Origin of the sequence: Methanofastidiosum sp. (assembly GCA_035362715.1) — an archaeon.
Taxonomy (GTDB): domain Archaea; phylum Methanobacteriota_B; class Thermococci; order Methanofastidiosales; family Methanofastidiosaceae; genus Methanofastidiosum.
The window spans coordinates 39,362-62,347 of the sequence record DAOSDU010000008.1 but is presented as its reverse complement, the minus strand read 5'-3'; the positions used below and the strand labels follow the sequence as shown (position 1 = coordinate 62,347).

Annotated in this window: 17 protein-coding genes; 9 read left to right on the top strand and 8 right to left on the bottom strand. The window is 37.8% G+C overall.

The window, feature by feature from the left end; translation table 11 throughout:
• Positions 1 to 55: 55 nt before the first annotated feature.
• The 3 genes from pgk to PLI06_06505 all read right to left on the bottom strand — a co-directional run bounded on the left by pgk (position 56) and on the right by PLI06_06505 (position 2,118).
• Positions 56 to 1,417, bottom strand: a complete 1,362-nt coding sequence (gene pgk / locus PLI06_06515; protein HOI77246.1) for a phosphoglycerate kinase — start codon at positions 1,415 to 1,417, stop codon at positions 56 to 58.
• A 76-nt stretch (positions 1,418 to 1,493) separates the two neighbouring features.
• The gene (locus PLI06_06510; GenBank protein ID HOI77245.1) at positions 1,494 to 1,841 is read right to left on the bottom strand and encodes a DUF86 domain-containing protein; all 348 of its coding nucleotides are present in this window, start codon (positions 1,839 to 1,841) and stop codon (positions 1,494 to 1,496) included.
• Complete coding sequence (locus PLI06_06505) at positions 1,822 to 2,118, bottom strand: nucleotidyltransferase family protein (GenBank protein ID HOI77244.1); 297 nt, start codon at positions 2,116 to 2,118, stop codon at positions 1,822 to 1,824. Before PLI06_06505 ends, PLI06_06510 begins: the two co-directional genes overlap by 20 nt.
• A 264-nt stretch (positions 2,119 to 2,382) precedes the next feature.
• Between PLI06_06505 and PLI06_06500 the strand changes: the two genes are divergently transcribed.
• The gene (locus PLI06_06500; protein ID HOI77243.1) at positions 2,383 to 2,568 is read left to right on the top strand and encodes a hypothetical protein; all 186 of its coding nucleotides are present in this window, start codon (positions 2,383 to 2,385) and stop codon (positions 2,566 to 2,568) included.
• Positions 2,569 to 2,882: 314 nt separating this feature from the next.
• On the opposite strand, the gene topA is transcribed toward PLI06_06500, so the two are convergent.
• Positions 2,883 to 5,060 carry a DNA topoisomerase I gene (gene topA / locus PLI06_06495; GenBank protein HOI77242.1) on the bottom strand — a complete coding sequence of 726 codons (2,178 nt, stop codon included), beginning with the start codon at positions 5,058 to 5,060 and terminating at the stop codon, positions 2,883 to 2,885.
• A 121-nt stretch (positions 5,061 to 5,181) separates the two neighbouring features.
• On the opposite strand from topA, the gene PLI06_06490 reads away from it, so the two are divergent.
• Entirely contained in the window at positions 5,182 to 6,318 is a 1,137-nt protein-coding gene (locus PLI06_06490; GenBank protein ID HOI77241.1) for a hypothetical protein, read from the top strand.
• Between the two features lies 1 nt (position 6,319).
• Here the strand turns inward: PLI06_06490 and proB are convergent, their stop codons facing one another.
• From proB to proC, 3 genes are read right to left on the bottom strand one after another with little or no spacing between them, the layout of a single operon-like run.
• On the bottom strand, positions 6,320 to 7,447 hold the full coding sequence (proB, locus tag PLI06_06485) for a glutamate 5-kinase (GenBank protein HOI77240.1): 1,128 nt from the start codon (positions 7,445 to 7,447) through the stop codon (positions 6,320 to 6,322).
• Between the two features lie 22 nt (positions 7,448 to 7,469).
• Entirely contained in the window at positions 7,470 to 8,774 is a 1,305-nt protein-coding gene (locus PLI06_06480; GenBank protein HOI77239.1) for a glutamate-5-semialdehyde dehydrogenase, read from the bottom strand.
• A complete protein-coding gene (gene proC / locus PLI06_06475) occupies positions 8,761 to 9,576 on the bottom strand; it encodes a pyrroline-5-carboxylate reductase (protein HOI77238.1) in 816 nt (271 codons plus the stop codon). Before proC ends, PLI06_06480 begins: the two co-directional genes overlap by 14 nt.
• A gap of 84 nt (positions 9,577 to 9,660) precedes the next feature.
• On the opposite strand from proC, the gene PLI06_06470 reads away from it, so the two are divergent.
• The 3 genes from PLI06_06470 to PLI06_06460 all read left to right on the top strand — a co-directional run bounded on the left by PLI06_06470 (position 9,661) and on the right by PLI06_06460 (position 15,745).
• Positions 9,661 to 10,482: a hypothetical protein gene (locus PLI06_06470; protein HOI77237.1), complete on the top strand. Its 822-nt coding sequence runs from the start codon at positions 9,661 to 9,663 to the stop codon at positions 10,480 to 10,482.
• Positions 10,483 to 10,585: 103 nt separating this feature from the next.
• Positions 10,586 to 13,018 (top strand): S-layer protein, encoded by a 2,433-nt coding sequence (locus PLI06_06465; GenBank protein ID HOI77236.1) that lies wholly within the window; start codon positions 10,586 to 10,588, stop codon positions 13,016 to 13,018.
• A gap of 321 nt (positions 13,019 to 13,339) precedes the next feature.
• Complete coding sequence (locus tag PLI06_06460; protein HOI77235.1) at positions 13,340 to 15,745, top strand: S-layer protein; 2,406 nt, start codon at positions 13,340 to 13,342, stop codon at positions 15,743 to 15,745.
• Positions 15,746 to 15,796: 51 nt separating this feature from the next.
• Here the strand turns inward: PLI06_06460 and PLI06_06455 are convergent, their stop codons facing one another.
• Entirely contained in the window at positions 15,797 to 16,192 is a 396-nt protein-coding gene (locus PLI06_06455) for a translation initiation factor IF-5A (GenBank protein HOI77234.1), read from the bottom strand.
• Positions 16,193 to 16,301: 109 nt separating this feature from the next.
• On the opposite strand from PLI06_06455, the gene PLI06_06450 reads away from it, so the two are divergent.
• From PLI06_06450 to PLI06_06435, 4 genes are all read left to right on the top strand, one after another.
• Positions 16,302 to 16,940, top strand: a complete 639-nt coding sequence (locus tag PLI06_06450; protein HOI77233.1) for a hypothetical protein — start codon at positions 16,302 to 16,304, stop codon at positions 16,938 to 16,940.
• A gap of 86 nt (positions 16,941 to 17,026) precedes the next feature.
• On the top strand, positions 17,027 to 19,012 hold the full coding sequence (locus PLI06_06445; protein HOI77232.1) for a sodium-translocating pyrophosphatase: 1,986 nt from the start codon (positions 17,027 to 17,029) through the stop codon (positions 19,010 to 19,012).
• A gap of 404 nt (positions 19,013 to 19,416) precedes the next feature.
• On the top strand, positions 19,417 to 21,927 hold the full coding sequence (locus PLI06_06440; GenBank protein ID HOI77231.1) for an S-layer protein: 2,511 nt from the start codon (positions 19,417 to 19,419) through the stop codon (positions 21,925 to 21,927).
• Positions 21,928 to 21,987: 60 nt separating this feature from the next.
• On the top strand, positions 21,988 to 22,620 hold the full coding sequence (locus tag PLI06_06435) for an NAAT family transporter (GenBank protein HOI77230.1): 633 nt from the start codon (positions 21,988 to 21,990) through the stop codon (positions 22,618 to 22,620).
• Positions 22,621 to 22,986: the final 366 nt, after the last annotated feature.

Here is a 22,986-nt window from a genome sequence, read left to right as displayed (position 1 = left end):
GCTAGTCTTGTATTTATAGATAATGGTTTATATTGTATCTCAAACTGATATCTCTTTAGTTAAACCCTCTCTGCTCCTTCTTCTTCATGTAGAGTGTCCTAAAGCTTCCTATCTCGGCATAGTTTACGCCATGCGGCACATACTTTCCGTGGTAGAGGTACTTCCACCAGTGGACAACAAACCCGCCAACGGCAAGCTCCTTTAATTTCCCCTTTTCCCTGTACTTTGAAAGTTTGAGCTCATTTTCCAGTGTTCTTATGTCTGATACCGTATCTCCGCCGTTTATGAAGAATTTGCTTGATTTATTCAGGACTTCCTTACAGAAGCTGTTTGTAGTTGACTCTGCCTTGCAGCAGTCTAAACTCTCACGCTGCTCCCAAGAGCCGTTCTGGAGGAATATCCTCTTTGCGGCCATGTTTCCAATCATCGTGATGCTGTTTGGCCCTATTGACTCGAACTTGCCATCCCCTATATCCTTTAAATTTACAGTCTTTGTCGTGCCATCAGGCTTTTTGATGTTGACATCTATGGGTAGGATCATACTGATTGAGCCGTTATCAATCTTTTTTGCAATTTCAAGTGCATCTTCCTTAACTTTGTCCCAGTTTTTCTTGTAGAACTTTTCTATCAACTCTATGTTTTCCTTTCCAATTGAAGTCGGCAGTGTCTTTTTTAGTGACGGCGCCTTCTGAGATAGTGCCCAAAGAAGCAATACAAAAACAGGTCCCCCGTCTAGGACCACCATGAGATCATCTCTGCCTTCTGTTAACCTTATAGCATCAAGTTTTTCTGACTTTGCGCCTGCAATCCCCCACATTTTAAGTTCTGTTTTATCTGTATAGAGCTGAGTTACATCATAAAGCTCGCTTATGAAGCTGTCATTGCAGTAACAGCCGTCTGCGAATAATCTTAAAGAAAGCGCATCCCTGTGGCAGCAGGACAGCGCCCCATTTATCTTTTCAAACTGGGTAAAGTATTTCCAGAAATCTGTTTTTGTAGAGTCATTTGGCGGGACAAGTTCATCGCCACAGACTTTTCTGATATTTTCCAAAAATACAATTGAGTCCTTGTTTGACTCGTTTAATTTTTTGAGCTCATCTAGGTTCTTAGCAAAAAAGATGTTGTTTACGGGAAGCGATGTTTTTATTTTACTATTCAGAACTTCTGCTTTTAGTTCGTTAAAGTTTTCTTCAATGGATTTCTCAGCCTTTGAGGCATGAGCAATTATAAGAATGTTTGATCCTTGTTCTTGGTGTTTTCTTAAATCGCAGATCGTCTCAACGGCCTGCTCCATTCTTACTGATGGGCCAGGGGGGCCATTAATGTCTGTTCTGAAGTAAGCCGTTCCCGTCGTCTCTGGAAGGTCAGAAAACCCAGCAAAAACAAGATCGTGATGTGGAGTTTTTAATATTTTCATGTTCTCCCTCTGTCATTAAAAATGTTGAAAAATTTATAAAGGTATTGTCAAGCCTAATTATCTCGATTTATACTTTTTATAAATCTAGTTCTTCCAATATAGAATTAATCGATTTCTTTAGAGTTGGGATATCTTTTTTAGCAACTCGCCAGACCTCTCTAATATTAACATTAAAATAATTATGAACAATTTTATCTCTCATACCAGCCATCCCTTTCCACGGAACTAAAGGGTATTTGTCTTTTAATGACTGAGAGATATTCTTACTCGCATCACCTATAATTTGAATCTGGCGAATAACTGCATCAGACGCCATAGAATTACTTTTGAATTCTCCATATTCGATATTATTGGTGTAGTGGTCTATCTTATCTATAGAATCTCTAATATGAAGTAAATATACCCTATCCTCTTTGCTCTTCATATATAACCACAACTTCTTTCATGACCTTTTCCTTAATATAAGGGCTCAAGGCTTCTTCAGTTACAAGATCTATTTTTTTACCAAGGATTTCGGATGCTTCCTGCTCAATAATTACTACATCAAGTAAGCTTGGGTCTCCATTAAATTCTACCAGAACATCAATATCGCTATCGGGCCTTTCCTCTCCTCTTGCAACTGATCCAAATAAGCCAATTTTTTTAGCGCCGTGCTTTGTTAGAAAAGAAACAAGTGTTTTGTTTCTTTCTGAAGGATTCATAAAATAAAATATGCTAGTCTTGTATTTATAGATAATGGTTTAATAAAAGAAATATTGCCATATTAACTATGACCTCTAGTTCTCTTCAACTTTTGTTTCTTCTAAAATCTTTTCAGTATACCTGCACTTTGGATAACTACTGCATCCAATAAAAGGGCCGTAGAAGGATTTCTTTATGACAAGGCCCGCTCCGCATCGTGGGCAATTTTTCCCATCCAGTAAATATTTATATATTAGTTTTAATAATTAATAATAGGGATCAAGTTGACAGATATTCTTATGGAAAAATTGGACCACATTGAAGAAATGCTAAAAGAAATCAATAGTAAAATTGATAATTTTTTAGGATTTGAAGAAATTACAGATGACGAAAAAGAAGAATTTAAGAAATTAAGAGAAGAAATTAAGAATGGGCACTATGAAACATATGAAAACACCTTTTGTGACTAAAAATGTATAAGGTAATTTTAACACATAAGTCTTCTATTTTTGTTAAAAATCTTCCTAAATCTAATAAGAAAAAATTAGATATAATCATTGATCGTTTAAAAGAAAATCCTTATAGTTATCCATATAAGAAAATCAAAGGAGAAACAAACCTTTATAGAATTAGGATAGGCGGCTTTAGAATTTCTTACGAAATTTATGAAAACGAGAATATAATTAATATACTGAAAATAGGTAAACGAGATAAATTTTATCAGTAATAAGTTCCTGTCCTTGTATTTACATGTTATTTAAATAAAGGAAATATACACTTGATTCTAGTTCTCTTCAACTTTTTCTTCCAGAATCTTTTCAGTATACCTGCACTTTGGATAACTACTGCATCCAATAAAAGGGCCGTAGAAGGATTTCTTTATGACAAGGCCCGCTCCGCATCGTGGGCAGTTTTTCCCATCCATTGGCGCTGAATAGTTGTTCTTCGAAGGGCACTCAAGATTTATACAGACCGTCTGGGGTCTAGATCTTTTCCTTGTTGCAATAACAACTGGAAATCCGCAGATTTTACATTTGTCTTCTGTTGGCGTAACAAGGCAGTTACTTGGCAAGGAAAATGTTGCGTTGCACTCCGGATATCTTTGGCAAGCTATGAAAGGGCCAAACCTCCCTGTTCTAATGAAAAGCTCTCCCTCTCCGCACATTGGACAAATCCCGACATAGTTTCTCCTTCTCTCTTCCCTTTCAAGGTATACCAGAAGCTCCTTTCCGATATCTTCCTCTTTTTCTTTGAACTTTGAAAAAATATCAGTGAGTTTATCCTTTGCCTCTGAAAGGATTTCTTCTTTTGTTATCTCATTTTCCTGTATTTTTTCCATCTGCTCTTCGAAGTGCTTTGTTAGTTCTACTGACACAATATCGGGGCAGTACTTTTCTAGAGTCCCTACTATACCTTCTCCAAGGTCAGTTACAATTATCTGCCGACCATCAATATAGTTTCTATCATATAAGATGTCAACAATATTGGCTCTTGTTGCCTTTGTTCCAATACCAAGCTTTTCCATCTCAGAGACTACTGACGAGGGATTATAGCGAGGCGGTGGCTTTGTCGCCTTTTCTTCCTTCTTTGGAGAAATCTTTTCTATCTTCTCTCCTTCAAAAAGCTCCGGCAGAATTACCTCTTCTACGCCGGAATAATCGCCATAGTATTTCAAAAATCCAGGGTCAATTCCAACTCTTCCGCTTGCAAAAAATGAGTGGCCGTTTACATCAATCTCAACTGAAATTGATTGATAAATATAGGGTGCTGCAAAAACAGCAAAGAATCTTTTGACAATTAGATCATATAGCTTTGCTTGGTCATCATTAAGTTTTTTTGGTAGCTCTCCTGTTGGGTGAATTGCAGGATGGGCCGGATCGTCCTTTTTCCCCTCTGTAGGCACGAGCTCAGTTTTTAACAATTCATTGCAGTGATTTGAATAATCTTCTATTTTCTTTAGCTTTTCCACGATAACCCGTAAATTCAGGCTTTTAGGGTATTTTTGAGATGAAGTTCTAGGGTAAGAAATAAGACCTGCCTCATAAAGTGACTGTGCAATGTCTTGAGTCCTTTTTGGTAGAAAGCTAAAGTTCTTGTAGGCCTCTTTCTGGAGGGTACCCAGATCAAATGGGTATGGTGGATTAATTCTCTTTTCCTTCTTTGATATCTCCTTTACCAGTGCAGGTTTACTCTTGATGTCTTTAAAAATTGTTAAAGCTTCCTTCTCATCAAAAAACTCTTTTTGGTAAGAGGCTTTGACAGAGATGCCATCCTTTTTGAATTCGATAAAAAGAATCCAATAGGGCTCAGATACAAACTGGCCTATCTCAAACTCCCTCTCCAATAAAAATTTCAAAGTTGGGGTCTGGACTCTACCGGCGGAAAGTGTGACATACCTCCCTGAGACTTTCTTCAGTGATTCTGTCATCGCCTTTGAGGTGTTAATACCATAGTACCAGTCAAGGACGTGCCTTGCAAGACCCGCATTTATCATTTGGTAGTCTGGTGGATTTAGATTTTCATAGGCAGAGATTATCTCATCCTTTGTTAGGGAAGAGAATTTCATTCTGAATGATTTTGATATATCTGTCTTTGCACCATATAAAAGCGCATTATGGCCTATTACAGAACCTTCGATATCGTAGTCGCAAGCATTTACAAATGTGTCCATGTCCTTTGATATCTCTTCAATAAGCCTGACATATGGCTCAACATACTTACTTTTCTTGCTGTTCTTGAAGGTTTCAACCCACTCCACATCAAAAAAAGGATAATCTCTAATAGGCGTCCTCTGCCTCAACTTGTAAAGGTGACCAACAGCAGAAACAACAAAAATTTTATTGTCTCCTTCATCAACTTCATAGTACTTTATGCCCTCATGCTGATTTTTCTTGGCCTTGCCGAGAAAGTTTGCAATCTTTTCGGCTACATTTGGTTTTTCTGTCAATATGAGGGTGTTCATTGGAAAGGGAAAAAGAACTCGATTTATAAGGCTTTTCAAACTGATTGAGATTAAGGCCTATTATTATTCTACAAAAATCTTATATATGGCATTTATGTTGTTTTTATACCTTGGTGATCCTATGAAAATAAAATACCTTCTAGCAGGATTTATAATTTTTCTAATGATGTTAACGCCAGTCTTTGGTCAACATAGAGATGTAATTTGGGAACAAAGATATGACGGCGGTCTAGAGGATATGGCTTACTCAGTTGCCATCGACTCAGAGGATAATGTAATTGTGACAGGCACTTCTCGCGATATTACTCGAAGAGATCGTGATTTCTATACTATTAAATACGACAAAAATGGGAATGCAATCTGGGAGAAGAGATACAATGTTGGAATTAGAGACGAATCATACGATGTTGCAGTCGACTCAAAGGATAATATTGTAATAGTAGGAACTGCAAGCGGTAAATATTTCATAATTAAATATGATAAAAATGGCGAATTAATTTGGACTAACTCACCAAGTAGAGGAAATGATGATGTGGCATACGGAGTTGCTATAGACTCAGAAGATAACATACTTATCACAGGCAGGACAAAATTAGTAGTTTACAATTATTATACTCTTAAATTTGACAAGGATGGAAACATGCTTTGGAGGGCTATGTGGACAGGCGGTGAAGATGACGTGCCATATGGAATCGCAGTTGATTCAAAAGACAATGTGATTGTCACAGGATTTTCTAGCAATGGAAAAGAACACAAAGGCAGAGGGGATTACACTTACTACACCTTCAAATACGATAAAGAAGGAAATAAACTTTGGCATGGAAAATGGGCGACATCTTACCCTTATGCTGAAGCATACGGTGTAGCTACAGATTCAAAAGACAATGTGATTGTCACAGGATTTGTAATGATTGGCAATAAATATCATTTCTGTACTATAAAATCAGACCCTGACGGGAAAATCATATGGGATAAAGTTTACAAAAGAAGTGACTATGATAGAGCATATGATGTCACCGTCGACCTAAACGACAATATTCTTGTTACAGGTGTAACTTACGTTGGGGGAACAAATTACGGCTTTTGTACTATAAAATATAACTCAAAAGGTGAATTACTCTGGGAGAAAATATACAACGATGGCCGAAATGACCAAGCAAATGCAATTGCAGTTGATTCAGAAAACAATATTATCGTCACAGGTGGTTCTGACACTAAAACCTGGGATTTTTTGACTATTAAGTATAGGAACAGATAATCTATTTTTTTATTATCCCTATATTTTCACTTTTTATTATTTCATTGTAATTTTTGTATCCTAAAATAGGCTCTATTTCATCGGTATTTTTCCCTTTAATTTTTTCTAGTTCTTTTTTAGTATAATTTGTAATTCCCTTGGCAAAAATTTCGTTATCTGTCTCAAGAGCAACTATATCCCCTGCGTCAAATTCCCCTTCTACATTAACGATACCTCGAGGCAATAGACTCTTGTGATCGAAAAGAGCATTTTTTGCTCCCTCATCAATAATAATCTTGCCCTTAGGTTTTGCTAGAGAGATCCACCTTATCTTGTTTTTTTCAATATTTTTAGAGGGGAGGAAGAGCGTACCAATATCTTCTCCAGACATAACTCTAGAAATTAAATCTTTTTCTTCACTTGATGCAATGACCATAAAGCATCCTGATTTTTGAGCTATCTTTGCGGCTTCTAATTTCGTTTTCATCCCGCCGGTGCCCTTTTCTCCAGCACCGCCACCAAAGCTTAGAATTTCTGGTGTTATTTCTTCAATTATCGCTATTTTTTTAGCATCCTTTGATTTCTTAGGATTTTTTGTATATAACCCGTCTATATCGGTCATTAGTATTAGTAAATCAGCTTCAACCTTACTTGACACCATAGCTGATAGTGTATCATTGTCCCCAAATGTTTCACCAATTTCATGTACGCATATAGGATCATTTTCATTAATTATAGGTATTACATTTAGCTCCAAAAGAACAGACATGCTGTTCCTGAGATTTAGGTAAGTCTTTCTATCTGAAAATGCATCATAAGTTAGAAGGATCTGGGCAACTTTTAATCCGTATTTTGCAAAAACTTGGCTCCATTCATGCATGAGAATGCTCTGACCAACAGCAGCGGTTGCCTGTTTAAGTGGTATTGATTTTGGGCGTTCTTTGAATTCTAAAGCCTCGCATCCTGTTCCTATTGCACCTGAAGAAACTAGTATTATGTCTTTTCCTTCTGATTTAAGTATTGAAACTTGTCTTGCAATATCACTTGCAAATTCTTTATTGAATTTTCCATCTTTAGCGGTAAGGCTTGAAGTACCTATTTTTACAACGATTTTTTTTATGCCCTTGAAATACTCTTTTCTGTCAGTCATTTTATTCCTTCTTTTGTAAGATTCATAATTTTCTGTGTGTATACGGCTTTGCATTTTTCCCAACATAGTCTGAGACTTTGTGGCCATTCCCAATTAATTTATACTTATAGATTAGCATCCCTTCCATGCCTGTTGGGCCTCTTGCATGAATCTTTCCGGTGCTTATCCCTATCTCTGCACCTTTTCCATATCTAAAGCCGTCTGCAAATCTTGTTGAAGCATTAAGCATTACAGATGAAGAATCAACAAAGTTCAAGAAATACTCACTCGCTTTTTTATCCTCTGTTATTATGGTGTCAGTGTGGTGGGAACCATATTTATTAATATGGATGACCGCATCTTCTAAGGATTTCACAACTTTGATTGAGATTATCAGGTCATTATATTCAGTTGACCAGTCTCTCTCCTTGGCTTTTTTTACTTTTAACTCCTTTAGGATCTCATAGCTTTGAGGGCAACATCTCATTTCTACCTTGGCTTCTTTGTACATCCTTCCAATTTTTGGGAGGAACTTCTTAGCTGATTTTTCATGTACTAGCAATGTTTCAATAGCATTGCATACCGCAGGGTACTGCACCTTTGCATCAAAACAAACACCAAGAGCCTTTTTCTCATCATATTTTTTATCGACATAGGCATGGCATATCCCATCCGAGTGGCCCAAGACAGGAATTTTAGTGTTAGACTGTACAAATCTCACAAAATCATTTGACCCTCTTGGAATTATGAGGTCTATGTACTTATCAAGTTTTAACATTTCATTTATTTCTTCTCTCTTTTCAAGGAGCTGGAATGCATTTTTTGGAATTGATTTATTTTTAATCGAGTCAGTCAAAACTTCGTAAATTGCCCTATTTGTTTTTGCCGATTCTCTTCCGCCTTTTAACAAGACACCATTCCCACTTTTGAGTGCAAGAGAAATAATCTGTGGTACCACATCAGGCCTTGATTCAAATACCATCCCAATTACCCCAATTGGTACGGCAATTTGGTATAGTTCTAATCCCAAATCAAGTTCAATTCCACTAAGAGTTTTCCCAACTGGGTCCTCTAGCTTAGCCACATCTTTGATACCACTGATCATATCATCAATCTTTGAATCTGTGACCTCAAGCCTTTTTACTAGAGATTCAGTTAGCTCTCCTTTTTCTAGAAGTTTTTTTGCTTCGGTCACATCTAAACTATTTGCTTCCAAAATCTTTTTCCTGTTCTTGTCAAGTGATTTTGCCATAAAGATTAATGCTTTGTTTTTATCCTTCGTATCTGCATTAGAGAGTATAATGAAAGCTTCCTTTGCTAAAATGGCCTTATCCTTAACACTTTCCATACGCTTCACCTAATTCTTTGGATCTTTCCTTTGCACTAACAACAGCTTCTGCTATAGCCTTTTCTACGAGATACTCCTCAAGTTTTAATAAACCTTTTTCCGTTGTTCCGCCAGGAGTTTTTACCATATTTATTAGATCATCAAAGCTTTTATCCGTTGAAGAGGCCATTAACACTGCGCCATAAAGAGTGTCTAAAGCTAGCTTCTTTGAGATCTCATGTGATAGACCAGCTTTGACCCCTCCCTCCGTTAAAGCTTTTAAGAAGTAGAAAACGTAAGCAGGCCCTGATCCAGAAAGCCCAGTTACAGCATCCATCTGTTCTTCACTAACTTTTATGACTGAGCCCAAATTACTGAAAATACCTACGAACTTCTTTTCTTCTTCGTTTGTCACATGTTTACCAATTGAATAGCATGAAGGAGAAAAACCAATTGAAAGGGAAATATTTGGCATGACACGAATAACTGCTAAATCTTTGAGAATATTTTCTATAAATGCTATTGGGACCCCCGCAGCAACTGAAACTATAAGTTTTCCCTTTAAATTTAAGTCCTTTATACTATCTAGTACAGGCGCAATTAAATTAGGTTTTACTGCGAGTATTATTATTTTAGATGAAGAAAAAACATCTTTGTTGTCCAAAGATATAGTTATCCCATACTCTTTCTTAATAGGATTTAATATGTTTTCTGATACATCACTTAGGACAATATTTTCTCCTTTGAAGGCTTTTTTTTCAATTAATCCTTTAATAATACCACTGCCTATTTTTCCAGCTCCAACTATCCCTACTTCAAACATATAGATTTTTTATTTTCACCTGATTTTAAACTTTACCATTTATAGTGTTGAAAACTTTATAAACAGATTTTTAGAATATATGTTATGATTGAAGCTACTTTTTACCTAGAGTCCCAAAGTAACTCAAAGGAGGCGCTTGAAATCTCGCTAAAGAAACTTTTAGAGGAGATAAAGGCTTTAAATAATGTAAAGATTACAAGGGAGTTGTTCCACGAGATTTTAGAAGATGAGGACGAAATGGGTAGGATTTTCTTTTCATCTGTCTTAGAACTTGACATAAAAACAGAGTTTAGAGAATATATCAATCTTTGCATGAGGCTTGTACCTTCAACTATTGAAATCTTAAAAGGTGATGTCAAAATTAAAGGCAAAGATCTCTTAGAAGTATTTGGTGACGTTTCAGCAACTGTTAATAAGCTATGTAAAAAATATAATCTTTCTCTTTACCGAATTGGAGAATATGAAGGCCTCAAACAGAAGAAAATTGGTATTGAAGAAGAGCAGATTGAAGAGGCCATCGATAGGGGAGGGGCTTTATTTAAATTCGTAGTTGAGGCGAGAGCAAAGGATGAGAAGTCAGCCATGGAAAAGACAAAAGACCTTGTTAATGATACAGGGGCATTGATACACAAGATGCTTGCAAAAAAAGTTGGTGAGGGCGAAGCATGGGAGGGCGTAGTTGGGATGGAGGCACTATTCTTTGATATTGAAACTTTGTTTGAAGCAGTGATTAAATTTTCTCCCGTAGCAATGAGCGTAATAGAGCCAGAAGTAATACACTTGAATATGTCAGAAGTTCAAGATATAGGGATTGATGTTGCAGGGATTGTTCAACAGCTGACATTTGATGTCATTACCAAAGGCATGAACAGCGGACTTGGCAACTTTAGGGCCACACAGGCCTAATTTTTATATTTTTCTAAAACAAAAGATTTATAAATAATCCAACTCTATAGGGTATTGTACCCTTTTGAGAAATTAAATTAAAACCTATTAAAGGTGAAAATATATGAAATTAAGAACAATTGGAGCAGTCCTCGCAGGGGCTGCAATGATTGGAGCTACTGTAGCAGGCGCAGCCGCTGCAGCACAAGCTCCAGCTAAGTCATGGTTTATTGACCCAGCAACGGGACAACCAAACGTAACAGTAGTAGTTGGTGCACAGGCCAACGCATCCGATGTAGTTTCTGCATCACTTATTGCAGCAGCAATTGGAAACATGGCAACAGTTGAAGAAGAAGCATCAACAACAAAGACAGCATCAGTTAAGTGGGAGAAAGTTGGAGAATACAACTACTCTAGAGCTGTGAATATACTAGACTATAATACAACACCTTGTCTTTCAAAGAGGCCAGCAAGATGGTACACAGATTACGCATTGTACTCTTCCCAGTTATGGGAAACATCAGAAAACAACTGGCCAAATGCAGGTTATGACACATACGTTCAATTGGCAATGCCAAGCGATGTTAGAAATCCTACTGGTAACGTAGTTGCTAAGGGACTTTCAACACTTTGGTTCTCAAACTCACCAAAAGAATGGGACTCAAAGGATAGGGTGTATAAATTTGCAGTAGGCTCAGCAGCCGGAACAACTAGAAATTACATCTTAGTAAATACAGTCGCACCTGACGCATTAACAGCGCCAATAGCAAGAACTCTCCCAGCATACGCTGGTGGAAGCTACGACGATGGAGATGGTGCATGGGACTTTAACACATATGGATTTTTCACAACAAAGGCATGGGTAGACGTTGATAACAGTGGTACCTACTCCACATCAGTTGGTTGTGACTACCTATTTGGTGGAACAGGTACAGCAATGGAAGCTCACGAAGAAATCCAATTAATAGTTGGAGACAAATATGAATCTGACCCAGGGCCCAACGGTATTGCCGACTTTATAGGTGACAGAGGCTCTGCATCAGGAATTGTCTACAGAACAGCAGAAATCAGGTACCCCCTTCTTGAAAACGGTCAGAACATCTGCGGCATTAAGAAATGCTGGGGTATGATTGACTTTGAAACTGCAAGAGCTGGATATCTAAACGAAATTAAGTTCCTCGGAAAGATGTACAAGCCAATGTTTGCCGGTGCCACATGGACAAACACAGTCGATGGACTTGACTACTACCTTGGTGGGTACTTCATGTATGGTAAACCATTTGCTGAAAAAGAAAAGATCATGAAGGTCGGAGATGTATACAACTTCCACGGATGGACTGTAACATTAAATGATGTTAACATTTATGAAAACAAGGCATACATCACAGTCGCAGGACCAGCCCTAACAGCACCATTTACCTTCATAATGGTAATGGACGCTATAGGTGTAGAAGCATGCGGTCCATGCTGTCCAGAATGTGCAACATACGGTGGAGGAGGAGCATTCACATCCAATCCAACAAGAAGAACTGAATACGACCCATACGTTAAATACACAACTGTAACAAAGGAAAAGAGCGGATACTCTTACGACTTCTTCAGATATGTAAACTTCATGCTCGACGGTATTAAGACATTCGTCGGTGCAGATGGTACATACCTAGCAGAATTCAATCTTTACGCAATTGAAGACTACGGCTACCTTGAAGATAAGGGATGTTGCGACCCATTTGTCACAACACCAAATGACTACGGTCTAGCCATAACAGGTGGATGGAGAAGAGTTATCCAGCAAACTATAGATGAAGGTGATTGGGTAGCATGGGAAGAAAATGCTGTAACTTTAACATCAACAACACACCCAATTGAAGAATACGTTCTTTGGAGACCAGCTGCACAATGTGGCGGATACTGTCCAGATGCAAACTTTGATACATTGGAATTACAGCTTTGTGACACAATCAATATACCAAACTGTGAAACAACTTACACAGTCAACGGTCCAGAAAACTACTTCACCGTTGAGGTAGTTGATGTCGACTTTGGAAAATACAATGCTGGCCTTCCTTTCGCAACAACATCAACTGCTACAACATACATACCAGCTACTAAATCTATAGATACTCCAACTTCCCTCGTTGATGCAGTGTTTACTGATTACGATGGTTCTTCACCAGTATATGTTGGTCAGACAACAAAAGACGGTGCAGATTTAGACGGTGTATACCTAAGAATCAACATGTCCACAAAGGGCGACACAATAAAATACACAGCAAACGTCAAGATCGACCCAGTAGAGCTCATAAAGCTTGACATAGAAGTCAACACTGCCACAAACACAAGAAACTTAATTCTTGTCGGTGGACCAGTATACAACAGCATCGTAAAGGACTTAGTCGACATGGGAGCATCCACAGTTGACTGGGCAACCTCTGCCGGAGAATGGGAATGGATTGCAGACCCAATGGCAAAGGGATACGATGTATTAATCGTTGCTGGTGCCAACAGAGAAGAAACAAGAATGGCAGCAGAAGACTTAGTCGCAATGTTGAACTAAATTAAAATAAATATATTTTAATTTATTTTTTTCTTTTATTTTATTAAAATTTTTTAATCAAGAACTCTTTTCTCTAAATAGGCACTTTTTCTTGCGAATAATCAATTTAAAGAATAATTTAGTCTCTTTTGTATTTTATCTACTTTCTATTAACTTATTTTTATTACACTATAGTCAATAAATTAATAAATCATTGAATATTTTAATTAATATTACTATAATTATTTTATTCTATTATTGCAACCAAAAGATTTATATACTATAAAAAAATATAGTATATTGTAGCTAAACGTTATTGTTTAGCAATAGAGGTGAAATAATATGAGAATAAGAATGTTAGGGGCTGCTTTAACGGGAGCCTTAATGTTAGGAGCAACATTAGCAGGAGCTGCATCAGCTGCAACAGTTCCACCAAAAAGCTTTTTCATTGATCCAATCACAGGAGAACCTGATGTCGTCATTGCCGTTGGTGCAACAGCCAACGCATCCGATGTAGTATCTGGATCTTTAATCGCAGCAGCAGTTGGAAACATGGCAACTATTGAAGAAACTAAGACTGTTACAAGGTCTGCTAGTACAACATTTGATTACATGATGGACTACAACTACTCTTTCGATAAAAGCAGTAAAAATATCGAATACTACTATGCAACATGCGACTTAAACGCAGCAAGAGCAAAATGGTACACTGACTATGAGCTTTTTTCCACACAGTTCTGGGAAACAGCAAATGATACATGGCCAGTAAATGGGGCATATGATCTCTCAGTTGCATTAGCAATGCCTAAAGAAATAAGAAATCCTGACGGAGCCGTAGTTGCAAGAGAATTAAACACACTTTGGTTCTCAAACTCTCCAAAGGATTGGGATTCAAATAACAGAGTATACAAAGTTTCTCCATCAGCTGGAGGAGGCACATCATCATATGCGCTTATAAATACTAGAGTTGCCGGTTCACCAACAGATCCAATAGTAAGAGTTTTACCAGCATATGCGGGCGGAAGCTATGACAATGGAAACGGTTCATGGGACTTTAATTATGTCACAGGAGAATACGCATTCTACACAACAAAGGCTTGGGTAGATGTCAACACAGGTAATGAATACGATGAAGACTGTGATTACTTATTCGGTGGTACAGGTACCGAAATGGAAGCTCATGAGGAGATTCAGGTAATACTTGCAGATATTGAAACAACACCAGATGGACTTGTGGATCTTAGAGGAGACAGAGGTCATGCATCAGGTATTGTCTACAGAACAACCGAAATCAGATACCCATTGTTAGAAAACGGTCAGAACATCTGCGGAATTAGTCACTGTGATGGAATGGTTGACTTTGAAACTGCAGTAAAAGGTCGTTTAAATGAGATTAAATTCCTTGGAAAGATGTATAACCCTCTTTTTGCCGGTGCAACTTACAGCACTGACGGAGATGGGACATACCTTGGAGCTTACTTTGCTTATGGTAAACCATATGCAGAAAAAGAAAAAATCATGAAAGTAGGCGACTCTTATTCCTTCCATGGATGGACAATAAACTTATCTGATGTCAACATTTACGAAAACAAGGCATTTGTAACAGTTTCCGGACCAGAATTAGCTTCTCCATTTAGCTTTATAATGGTCATGGATTCTCAGGGAGTATGTCTTGAATGCTGTCCAACATGTGCAGTTTACGGTGGAGGAGGATCATTCACATCCAACCCAACAAGGAGAAACGAATACGACCCATACAAGGTCAAAATTACAAAATCTAAGGAAATTGACGGAAAAACATACGATCTCTTCAAGTACACACCATTTATGCTCGACGGTATTAAGACATTCGTCGGTGCAGACGGTACATACTTGGCAGAATTCAACATCTACGCTGTTGAAGACTTTGGATGGTTTGAAGACAAGGGATGCTGTGACCCATTCGTCACAACACCAAATGACTATGGATTGGCTATTACTGGTGGATGGAGAAAAGTAGCATACAATGTTTCTGGAGAGGTAGATATAGGATGGCAGGCTTGGGAAGACCATGAAGATATAGACGGCGATATAAACGCTGCATACATACTATGGCAGCCTGCGCCAAAATGTGATATACCATGCCCAGATGCAAACTATGATACCTTGGAACTCCAGCTTTGTGACAACATTGACATACCAGACTGTGAAACTGCATTTACTATAAACGGTCCAGAGAACTACTTCTCTGTAACAATCCAGGACATTGACTTTGGAAAAGCCAATACAACATTGAATGGTCAAGATCCAACAGATCTTGCATATGGCCAATTATACGGACACTCTGGCGTAACAGCTGATTTTAATCCAATATACATGGCTACTTACTTCGGAAGAGCTAACAGCGATACCACAGATGCAGACGGTGCAAAAATTATGGTATCTCAGACCACAGTAGACACTGCTCAGTCAATTACCTACACAAAGAGTGTAAACATCGACCCAATTGAGCTCATAAAGCTTGACATTGAAATAAACACTGCATCACTTCAAAAGAACTTAGTTCTTGTAGGTGGACCAGTATACAACAGCATCGTAAGAGATCTTGGTAACATGGGTGCATCAACAGTTAACTGGGCAACATCACCTGGTGAATGGGAATGGATAGCAGACCCATTCGGTAGAGGATATGATGTCCTAATAGTAGCTGGTGCAAACAGGGAAGAAACAAGGCTCGCTGCTCAGCAGTTAGTATCTCAGTTGAGATAAATAAATTAAAAATTTATTTTTTTTAATTTTTAAATTTTATATAAAAAATGTTTATCCTTTTATTCGTGCAATTTTTATTCTACCCATGGTCTCGTGGTATTCAACTTCTTTACCTTCAAGCTCTTGAGCGCTAAATTCACTGGGCAAAGGAATTTCAAACGTTTCGTATGTTTCCATGTCCATAAGCTGGATTTTTTCTCCCATTACGGCATTAACTAGGCCACTTTTCTTGTCAATTATAGGCACAAATACCTTATCAGAAGTTGGTTTAACAATAGTCCTTCTCTTGTCATCATAAACTCCAAATGCCTCCATTTTGGCCTTGGCTGCACCATGCTTTCCAGGAGAAGAAGTTTGAATCTTAATAATTTTACATGGCTCATCATCGATTAGAATGAATCCACCTTCTCGTAAAGTCCTGACCTCAACTTGCTTTTTGTCACCCATGTAATTCCTCCTTTGAAATAGGTCACAACTCCAGTTTTTAAAGCTTTCTTACCTCTACTTATAAATCTAAGACAAAAACTTTAAAAACGGCCCTTCAATTCTTAGAATAGTGATAGGCATGAAAAGACAGTTTTTAGTAATTGGAGCATTATTTTTAGTTTGCTCTTTAGCAATGTGTGTAAATCAGACTCAAATACCTGATAAATTCTTTGAGTCGTATGGAAAAATAGAAACGACTCAAAAAGAGATAGACACCGTATATAATTCTTACTGGGATCAGCAGACAAAAAGAATTGAATATGTTACCAAGAACAGAGAAGCCGCAAATGTCGATCATAAATACGTTCTTTCAATGCTCGAATCTGAAGTCATCTTGTTGGATGAAATTGCCAGTAAAAATCTGACTTACTCAACTCAGATAACAGAACTTTTCGATACTGTTAAAGATATTAAAGGTGACGAGGCTAAAACTAAGGCCAATCAACTTGTAATCACATTGAGGACATCACAACAATTGCTTGCAAATAACATAGGTAGGTACAAAGGTGCGACCCAATCAGTTGGCGCAGTAATGTACTATTATGCAACCGATGCAAATCTCTCTGACCCATTAATAATTGAAGATATTAAACAGAATGATTTAAATGCTAAGGGAGACTTCGAGAGAGGGGATGAGTTTCTAGGTCAGTATTACTTAGCAAAAGAAGATGCCAACGCAACTTACCAAGAGCTAAAAAAACTTAAATAATTTTTCTATTCTTTTTTCTTCTAATTTAACCACAATACTTAAATATGAATCTCCTTTGAGACGAAATAAAAAGGAGGTTAGAAAAAATGGACTTTACTTTAATAGCTATTCTAATTGGGATAGCTGGTATTATCTATGGTCTTGTATTGGCAAAAGTTGTTCTATCGTATAAAGTCACAGATAAGAACATGCTTAAAATATCAAATGCCATTTACAAAGGCGCCATGGCGTTTCTAAAAAGAGAATATACAACTATAGCAATAATCGCAGCAATTCTTGCAGTTGTTTTTGGTATATTTATTAATATTGAAACTACTTTAACGTTTGTAGTTGGTGCTATTTTCAGTGCTCTAGCTGGATTTATAGGCATGAGCATATCTACAAGAGCAAATGTCAGAGTTGCGTCAATTGCTAAACAAGGCGTTGGAAAAGCTTTAAGGCTCTCATTTCAGGGAGGGGCTGTAACAGGGATGTCTGTTGCAGGTTTGGCCTTATTAGGTGTCAGTGGATTCTATTATCTTTACAGGGATCCAGCCTTAATAATTGGATTTGGCTTCGGTGGATGTCTAATATCCTTATTTGCTAGAATTGGCGGTGGGATATACACAAAGGCTGCTGACGTCGGTGCTGATCTAATCGGAAAAATTGAGAAAGGTATACCTGAGGACGATCCAAGAAATCCTGCAGTAATTGCTGATAATGTTGGCGACAACGTGGGTGACTGTGCCGGGATGGGGGCAGACCTATTTGAGACATACGCAGTAACAGCCATAGGTGCAATGCTTTTAGGTGTTACACTTGGCAAAAATGACATTTATGTAATATACCCATTGATTCTTGGTGCAATAGGAATCATAGGCTCTATACTGGGGTCATTTTTTGTGAGAGGAAAAGACAACATTATGCAAACACTGTACAAAGGTGTTTTTGCCTCAGCAATTTTCTCATTGATAGGTTTCTACCTAGTAACTATAACATACCTTAAACTTGATATCGCTTTGTTCTTAGCTACAGTTGTTGGAATAGTAATTGCAATTCTAATGTTCTTTATCACTGAATACTACACAGCAAAGCCACACAGGCCCGTTAGAAGTATTGCGCACGCTTCCCAGTCTGGGGCTGCAGTAAACATCATCACAGGACTTTCTGTCGGGATGGAATCAACACTTATGCCGGTCTTAGTAATATGTGCTGGGATATTGATATCTCACTCTTTAGCTGGACTATATGGAATCGCAATAGCCGCAATGTCAATGGTATCCCTAACAGCAATAGTAGTTGCTCTTGATAGCTACGGCCCAATAACAGACAATGCAGGCGGTATAGCAGAGATGGCCCACCTGCCAGATGAAATTAGAAAGACAACAGATGCACTTGATTCAGTTGGAAACACAACAAAAGCAGTAACAAAGGCATTTGCAATTGGGTCTGCAGCACTGGCATCACTTACCTTATTTGCTGCATATGTCGATGAAATAGCAAGGTTTGCACCTGGGCAGGAAATCATATTCAGCCTATCTGACGAAAAGGTCATCGTGGGGTTATTCCTTGGTGCATTGATACCTTTCTTATTCTCGTCCCTTTGCATGAAGGCAGTCGGGAAAGCAGCGTTTTCCATAGTTGAAGAAGTCAGAAGACAGTTTAAAGAAATGAAAGGCATTATGGAAGGAAAAACTGAGCCCGACTACGCAAGGTGTGTCGACATTGTGACAAAAGCATCGCTAAAAGAGCTAATGCTTCCAGGTATAATAGCAGTCGTATCCCCTCTACTCGTTGGATTCATACTGGGAAAGATAGCATTGGGTGGGATGTTAATAGGAAGCATATTATCAGGATTCCTATTGGCATTGATGCTTGCAACTGGCGGTGGAGCATGGGACAACGCAAAGAAGTACATTGAAGATGGGAATCTTGGCGGTAAAGGAAGCCCAGCACACGCTGCAGCTGTAGTAGGTGACACAGTAGGTGACCCATCAAAGGACACAGCAGGACCTGCAATAAATCCACTGATCAAGGTAATGAATACACTTGCTATAATCTTTGCAGTTCTTTTTGGGTCAGGAATAATTTAATTTATTTTTTCTTTTATCTTATTTTTTAAAAACAATTTACTCTTTTCTAGAAAAGAACTTTTTAAAAAATTGAATTTAATTATAGAGCATAATTTCAAATTTTTATCTCTTATCTACTATATCTCTCTCTTTTAGATTGTTGAACTATTACAACAATCTTACACAATACAATCTATTATTGCAACCAAAACATTTATATAGTAGTAAATAATAAATATTATAGAAAAACATTATTGTTTATCAATAGAGGTGAAATCTTACGAGAATAAAAATATTAGGACATGCTTTAAAAGTAAGTTCTGATGTTTTTTCGGTCTCCTTATCAAAAGATTTATTAATAATCAATTTAATGAAATATGTTATTATTACTAATTTATGAATTATTCCATGAAAGGCGAAAATAAATGAAATTAAGAAAAATCGGTGCATTGCTTTTAGGAACCACAATGATTGGGGCTGCTATGGCAAGCGCCACTACCGCAATAGATATCCCAGCAAAGTCTTGGTGGATTGATCCATTAAAGGGTACGCCAAATGTAGTAATAGCAGTTGGAGCTCAAGCCAGCTCGTCAGATGTAGTCTCTGCATCTATAATTGCAGCAGCAGTCGGGAACATGGCAACAGTTGAAGAAACTGCACCTATATTAAGAACCTCTCAAGTCGAATGGGAAAATGTGGGGGAATATGATTACACTTACCCTTTTTATAGAGTTAATTATAATGCTACTCCAGTTTGTGTCGATGGTAGATATTTAGAAGCTACTTGGTATGTTGACTATGATCTTTACTCAAAGATGTATTGGGAGACTGCCGAAAATAACTGGCCTCACAAGGATTATGACACATATGTTCAGATAGCAATGCCAGAAAAAGTCATGAATCCAAACATGGTAGTGGCCAAGGGGTTATCCAGGCTATGGTTTTCAAATTCGCCAAAACAGTGGAATTCGGAGAAGAAAGTATACAATTTTCTTGTATCTTCAAATACTGGAAGTTCCAAGCCTTACTTTTTAGTTAATACAAAAACTAATTTTGCCGTTGATCCAACATTTCCAATTGTTAGAGAGCTTCCACAATATGCTGGTGGCAGCTATGACAATGGTGATGAGGGGTGGAGCTTCAACTATGCTATGTTTACAACAAATGCGTGGGTAGATGTTCAGGGCAATAATAATGCGTACGATACTCAAAATGAGTGTGACTACATATTTGGTGGAACAGGCACAGCAATGGAAGCTCATGAAGAAATTCAATTAATTGTTGGGGACAAATATGAATCTGACCATGGGCCAGATGGTATAGCAGATTTCATCGGTGGAAAGGGTTCAACTTCGGGCATAGTATACAGAACTGCAGAAATCAGATACCCATTACTTGAAAATGGTCAGAACATCTGTGGCATTCAGAAGTGCTGGGGCATGATTGACTTTGAAACTGCTAGAGCGGGGTACTTGAATGAAATAAGATTTCTAGGTAAGATGTACAAGCCAATGTTTGCTGGCGCTACATATGTAACAGGCCCAGAACCTGGGTATCTTGGTGCATACTTCATGTACGGCACACCATTTGCAGAAATTGAGAAAATAATGAAGGTCGGTGACACTTACACATTCCATGGATGGAATATAATCTTAAATGATATTAATATCTACGAGAACAAGGCATTCATAACTGTATCAGGGCCAGCTTTGTCTGTGCCTTCTACATTTATAATGGTCATGGATCCTTTGGATGGATGTTTGCCATGCTGCCCAGATTGTGCAACATATGGCGGCGGAGGTTCATTCACATCCAATCCAACACAGAGAAACGAATATGACCCATACGTTGTAAAGATAACGGTATCTAAGGAAAAGAATGGATATACCTATGATTTCTTCAGATATGTTAACTTCATGCTCGATGGTATTAAGACATTTGTCGGTGCAGACGGAACAAATCTTGCAGAATTCAACCTTTACGCAATTGAAGACTACGGCTACCTTGAAGACAAGGGATGCTGCGACCCATTCGTCACAACACCAAACGACTACGGTCTTGCCATAACCGGTGGTTGGAGAAGAGTGGCAATCTCTTTAACAGAATTTACTCCTTCCGGAACTGAGTGGAAAAGAATTGAAGATGCACAAGGAAATTTAAATGGATTTGTATCTGCATGGGAATCTGCTCCAGAATTAGACTCAACAGACGAATATATTTCAAGGGCATATATTCTATGGCAGCCTGCACCAAAATGCGATACACCATGTCCAGATGCAAACTTCGATACATTAGAATTACAGCTTTGTGATAACATCATTATACCAAATTGTGAGACAACATACACAGTAAATGGTCCAGAAAACTACTTCACAGTAGAAGTTGTTGATTCAGATTATGGGCGATACAACACCGGATTGCCATTTGACCCATCAACATTAACAACTGGGGTATCATTAAAAGTTAATAAAGCTCCAAGTGATCAAGTTGATCCTTATAGCCTCGCAGATGCCAGATATTACCAATATCTTAATTATTTTACGCCATACTTAGGCCAAGCTGTAAGAACAGATGAAACTCCAGATTCTGACGGAGTATTTCTAAGGATCAAAATGTCCTCAATAAGAGAGACAGTAACTTACAATGCAAAAGTTCAAATCGACCCAGTAGAGCTCATAAAGCTTGACATAGAAGTTAACACAGACACAAACACAAAGAACCTTGTTCTTGTCGGTGGTCCAGTATACAATAGCATAGTAAAAGACCTAGTTGGCATGGGTGCATCCACAGTTGATTGGTCAACTTCTAGGGGAGAATGGGAATGGTTAGCAGACCCAATGGCAAAGGGATACGATGTATTAATCGTTGCTGGTGCCAACAGAGAAGAAACAAGGCTTGCTGCACAAGACTTAGTCAAGATGTTTGAACTATATTAAAATGTTTTTCTTTAATTTAATAAACAGAATATTTATAAAACATTTTTATCTCTTTAATTCATGGTGGCTTTTGCCTTTTTTGTATATGCATTCACATCTATATTTGTAATCGTAAATCCAATTGGCGCCATGTTTACATTTATGTCCTTGACTGCCGATAAGGACCACAAAGAAAGGATTAAACTTGGGGCAAGGTCAGTTTTGATAGGATGTTTACTTGCAATAATATTTGCTATTAGTGGCGAAATCATTCTAAGATTCTTTGGAGTCACAGTTGATAGTTTAAGAGTTGCCGGTGGAATTATTCTTTTTAAAGTAGCTTTGGACATGGTCTACGCTAAAACATCCAGAGAAAGCTTTACCGAAGAAGAAAGAAAAGATGCAAAAGGCAGAGAAGATATATCAGTCTTCCCTGTTGCAATGCCACTTCTTACAGGCCCTGGAACCATAACAACAGTAATTGTCATAATAAGATCAGTTCCCACAATAGAGCTTAAGGCTGTGGCAATTGCTGCAATACTCGCTACCTTTGCGATAACATTTTTGATGTTCAGATTCTCAAGTCCATTGAGCAAAATATTGGGTGTAACAATAACACTCGTCTTTACTCGTATAATGGGATTACTTTTAGGGGCAATAGCTATTAACTTCCTTGCAACTGGAATTAGAAATATCTTTATAGCCATGCTGTAATAAAAAAGAAAAACAGTTTGTCGCTTCACTTATGTTTTGTCTAATGTATTTCTGAATGTTTCGACGTCTCGAAACGGTCTCTACAAGGTTTCAAAAGAAACATAAAATGTTTCTTTATAAAGGCCTCCAAACTTACGTTTGATTAAGTATTTCGACCATACTCAGATATCCCTTTAATCCAGATACTCGGGGATACATAGTAATAAGAGACAAGCTCTTTTAACAGATGTATCTTCAGCCTCTGAAACAAGAGACATACTTCGACATCGACACCAGCGAAGTTTCGACCTGTGTATTATTGTAACTTTTTCATTTATACTTAAAATTTACTGTTATTGATTATTTACAATTAAGAAAAATAATTTT